This is a genomic window from Ferruginibacter sp. HRS2-29, from assembly GCF_024343615.1.
In the GTDB taxonomy this organism is placed as follows: domain Bacteria; phylum Bacteroidota; class Bacteroidia; order Chitinophagales; family Chitinophagaceae; genus Ferruginibacter.
In genome coordinates this window covers 1-5,535 of sequence record NZ_RJUB01000036.1, presented here as the reverse complement: position 1 = coordinate 5,535, position 5,535 = coordinate 1, and the positions used below count along the sequence as shown (strand labels likewise).

The following is a 5,535-nucleotide window of genomic DNA, read 5'->3' as shown; positions in this document are numbered from 1 at the left end:
TACCACATCGCTCGTGGTACCTCAGGAAGATCTTTTTCAATTCAAATACCGGATGAGCGCAAAGGATCTGGAAATGAACAATTGTGACGACGAAAAAATCTGTTATGATTGTTATTATGATCTTGAAATACGGATCTCCGGCGGTTGTATCACACCTATCGTAGAAAAAAGGACCAACCTTACTTTTAGTAATCCGGGAAATGTGCCTAATGTTGACCTGGATTGCCTCACATCGGCGTCAGCTATCACTGCCGAATTTGACGTTACCCTTCCCGAAGGAGAATATGATGTTGTTAAGATACTTACTGTAAGTAAAAGAGCGCAGGATCACTACCGGGAAAATATATTCCTGCAAAATAATATTTGCAAAACCCTCCAGGAGTTTATAGATGAAAGGACGCCGGTTATGCAGGCACAGTTCCCTTGCAACATCACCTGTGCTTCCTGTACCACCAGCCTCGGAACATATCAGCAATACCGGAGCGCTTTCCTCACCCAACAGGGAATTAATCCACTCACCACCGTAAGTTATGAGAACGAGATCAAAGCTTCTTATGACGAAGGAATGAAAGCCTGCGACGCATTATGTAAAGGGGCAGACAACGTAGTAGCATCCATAGAAAATGCCATGCTCGACGATATGACACCGGACGAAGGGCAATATGCACGCCTGGATCTTGACCTTGACGACGATAACATAATCAATCCCGGTGAACCATTCAATGATGATTACGGGCGCTATGAAAAGTATTCAAACAGGCCATGGAATATTTTTAATGCAGACAGGTACAAGAGCCCTCTGGTGCAATATCATAATGAGTATGGAGAAGTAGAGCCAATCAGTGTTAAAGCCTTCACTCCACAAGAGCTGGCCGATAATTTCAAAGCAGCCTGGGCGAAAGATCTTCTTCCGTTACATCCTGAATATAATAAGTTACAGAAAGTAAAGCAATTACTTTTACCAAGCTATTCATATGATAAAATACTTCGTGAAACAAATACCTGGACCGAGGCAAATAATAATCATTTTATTGAAGAAGTAATCAGTACTGGTAGTGGAACAGGTATTGTTACGGCAGATCCGTTCTTCTCGCTTCTGCCAGCCTATTCTATTACGATAAAGAAATACATCGGCGTGGATTTTGACGTATATCCCAACCCGACACCAAAATCGTTGTGGAGTATGGCATGGATGGCCGTGATGTGCAACAGCAGCAATACCGCCACTTGTTTAACTACCAACCTGACACCTTCCACACTTACCGGTATAAGCAATTGTGAAGATTACCGCAACAGGATATGGAGGATCTATCGTGACCTGTACCTGACACAGAAAGAACGTATGATCAACGAATGGCTGCAAATAGTAGCCCCTGTGGATTATAGCCAGTTTGCAGCCAACAAATATGAACGTCGCTTTGGTAGGCCGGAAGACTACTACACGGCACAGATGACTGCTTTTGTAAATACTGCGGCAGGAGGTACTGTACCCGATGTGGATATAAACGGATTGAACCCTGCTTATGCCGAAAATTGCGAGGCCTATAAAGTAGCCTGGACGATGGAGCTGAAAAAATGCCTGGCCGGAAGAGGAGATATGAACACGATCATTGCAGAAGTAAATGATGCATTGAAAAATATATGTGTAAAAGGAAGCGATATTAATCATCCGTTTGGCTCTTCAACAATAGCTCCCGGAATGTCTGATCCATATGGTTCTTTTACGGAAGCTATACGCGTTATACTGGCAAATCACCTGGTGCCCAAAAGCGCACTCTGCCATCCGGATATGATCACTTTCCCGCAGCCGTATGATCTGCAGATGCCACTGAGCGATGAACCTACCGGAAGTTATTATGATGAGTGCGTTTGTAATAGGTTAACCACATTTACGAGTGAATATGCTGCCGCCGATCCGGACCATACGATTTTTGCCAACTTTATAGAGTTCATGCAGGTAAGATATAATGTTACACTTACTGAAGCACAAATCCAGGAACTGATCTTGTCTTGTGGCAAAACCTGTAAAGGGATTTCCGGAGAAATATCGGTTACCTTGCCGGCCATATTCAGCTGCCTGACGCCACTCAAGACCTGTATCGATTGCGAAGAATACCTTACCTATAAACAAGCCTTCGAAAACCATTTTCCACCGCTTTCGGAAAATGTACCCTTTGCCAACCCGGCCGATGATGACGAACTGAATGCTAACATTGCATTTGCCAACTACATGAATAACAAAACTGGCTTTAATAAAAGCTGGACAGAATATTTCAGCTTCGGACAAAATTGCTTTCTTACCCGCCAGGAAAATAATGCCTCCTCAGCTGCGGTAGTCTATAAGCTTTGCAGCGATAAGCAAATATTTCCGATAACGCAGGTGCCGGCTCCTACCTGTACAGACGACCTGGAGTGGATGGTTTTTAATGAGGTCTTTGAGCAATACCAATTATATGTACAACAACAAAAAGACGATTTTGATAAGGCTTATCTTGAAGAATGTCTTAATACCGTAAAACTTGAGACATTTACAGTTACTTCATCCGTGCCGGAATATCATTACACCCTTTATTATTACGATCAGGCCGGCAATCTTGTAAAAACCATCCCGCCCGAAGGCGTAAGGCCAGACTTCAGTCCAGGTTTTCTGGCAGATGTAAAAAATGCAAGAGAAAATCAATATCAGCCGGCATATGTCAATCAGCATACACTGGCAACCCAGTATTGCTACAATGCATTGAACCAGGTAACCAGGCAATATAGTCCCGATGGTGGCGAAAGCGAGTTTTGGTATGACCAGCTCGGGCGCCTGGTAGTGAGTCAAAATGCCAAGCAAAAATTATTACACAAATTTAGTTATACAAGATATGATGAATTAGGGCGTATCACCGAAGTAGGCGAAAAGACAAAAAATCCTGCCAATATTGGTATAATCCAGGTAATAGCGCAGGGCCAGGACCCGCTCATGAGCCTGGAAACATGGCTGACACCTTCCCATACCGAGCCCAATAATAATATTACGCATACTATCTATGACCTGAAATATGATCCATTATGCACAGACAATTATTTGTGCCAGCAAAACCTGCGCAACCGTGTAAGTTATAGCTATGTACAAAAAGAAGATAACGGAGACGCGCCAACCGCGGCACCGTGGGAAAGTGCTACATTTTACACCTATGATATACATGGCAATGTAGATGTATTGCTGCAGGATTATAAAAACGGTATGGGCACAATGCCGGGCGGTAACCGCTATAAAAAGATCGCTTATAAATACGATCTTATCAGTGGAAAAGTGAATGAAGTGGCCTATCAGCCCGGGGCAGCAGACGCTTTTTATCACCGGTATAGTTACGATGCAGAAAATAAGCTGACCGAAGTATATACCAGTAAAGAATATGTATACTGGGAGAGAGAAGCGAGCTATAAATATTATCGTCATGGTCCGCTCGGACGAACCGTACTGGGAAAATACGGCGTTCAGGGTATCGATTATGCCTATACATTGCAAGGATGGCTTAAAGGCGTGAATACCACCGGCATTGCCCGTGGTGGCAATGTGGGAGATGGGGCCGATTGCGGCGAAGGTACTGCCGTAGAGTTATTACATGTACCCTCCAGGCTCGTGCCGTATTCTGATAAATATGTAGCCAATAAAGGCATCATATTCGAACCCGGTTTTGAAAGTTTACCTGCCGATGATTTTACTGCATATATAGATCCCCTCCTTACTTCGTGTGGAACCGGCGGGGAAGGAACTGCGGGTAGCGAACTCCCGGTAACTGCTAACAACGGTTTCTACGATATGGGACGGGATGGCCTCACCGGACCGACAGGATTGCCCATCAATACTACTAACACAGACCTGTACGGTAACAACGTACGCACAACAGATGCGTATGGGTATAGCCTGAATTATTTCAGCGGCGATTACACACAGATCGATGAAGAAGGGGAGCGTGCTTTCCTCAGCATGACTCATCCAATGGGTGACGAAACCGAAATAAAGGTGGCTAATCAGTTATATAATGGCAATATTGCTGCTATGCTGGTAAGTATACCCAAACTTGGTGATGCCAGGGTATATGGATACAGGTATGATCAGTTGAACAGGATCACCGATATGATCGCTTACAAAGGCGTGAATGGAAATGATAATAGTTTCTCAGCAACGCCATTGCAGGATTACCGGGAGGCAATAACCTACGATGCAAATGGTAATATCAAGACCTACAAACGCAACGGTTTTGCGAATGGTGGATTAGCCATGGATAACCTGTACTATCAATACGAAAAAGGTACGGATGGCCGCATTACCAGCAATAAACTACGCTATGTGCACGACCAGGTGCCAAAAGATAAGTATACTGAAGATATAGATAGCCACTTACCGGAGAATACTCCGCTTTCTACAGCAGAAAACGATAAGAACCCGCTTGGTGTAAATGATAACTACGCGTATGACGCCATCGGTAATCTTATAAAAGATACCAAAGAAGGCATCACCAACATCGAATGGAATGTGTACGGCAAAATAGAACGTATACAAAAATCGAAGACGGAAGGTACGCTTACCACACAAACAGATATTACCTATACATACGATGTATCCGGGAACCGCATCAGTAAAAAAGTAGGTACTACAAAACTGGTAGGTTCGGCCGAAAGTTATAAAGCTGTCACCACTTTCTATGTACGCGATGCGTCGGGCAATGTGATGAGTGTATACCAGACCGGCGAAACACCCGAAGGAGGTGCACTCAACAGTAACCTGCTTTGCCAGACCGAAGTACACCTTTACGGCAGCAGCAGGCTGGGTATACTCAATACAAAAGTAGATGTAGGCATCGAGAGCCGCACATTCCTGGCAATGACCGGTACCACCCTCGATCGCGGCGAATTGTTTACCTTTGAAAGAGGCGCTACGTTCTTTGAATTGACCAACCACCTGGGCAACGTGCTCGTTACCATCACCGACAAGCGCCTGGAAAGGACCGGCGTTCACGATGGCAACACGATAGTTGAATACTACAGCCCGGATGTAGTAACGGCCAACGATTACTATCCTTTCGGGATGCTAATGCCAGGAAGGAAATTTGATGGGGGAAGTGGGTACAGGTATGGGTTTAATGGGCAGGAGAAAAGTGATGAGATTTTTGATGGAAGTACTACTGCTGAATATTGGGAATATGATAGCAGGATTGGAAGAAGGTGGAATTTAGATCCTATTTTAAAAGAGTCTGAAAGCCCATATTTATGTTTTAGTGGAAGTCCCATTGTTCTTAGTGATATTGATGGAGACGATGCCGGAAATGATGGTAACGATCCCGATCCACCCGCGAGAGGTTCAACTATAAAAACAGATCATCAGAAAGGAGCTGTAGATGCTATTGCTCCAAATGGAGACATGGTACTAGTTGGAAACAAAAATTCTAAAGTACACACAGTTTCAACCAATCTAGGTACCGATACAAAAGCGGATTTTCGACTAACCTATTTTTACATAGAAGGTGAAAATGGGGGATGGTCGTG

Annotated in this window: 1 pseudogene; it reads left to right on the top strand. The window is 44.2% G+C overall.

Annotation, left to right across the window (positions count from 1 at the left end):
• Nucleotides 1-52 precede the first annotated feature (52 nt).
• A pseudogene (locus tag EGI32_RS09915) lies at nucleotides 53-5,535 on the top strand (hypothetical protein); the annotation flags it as partial.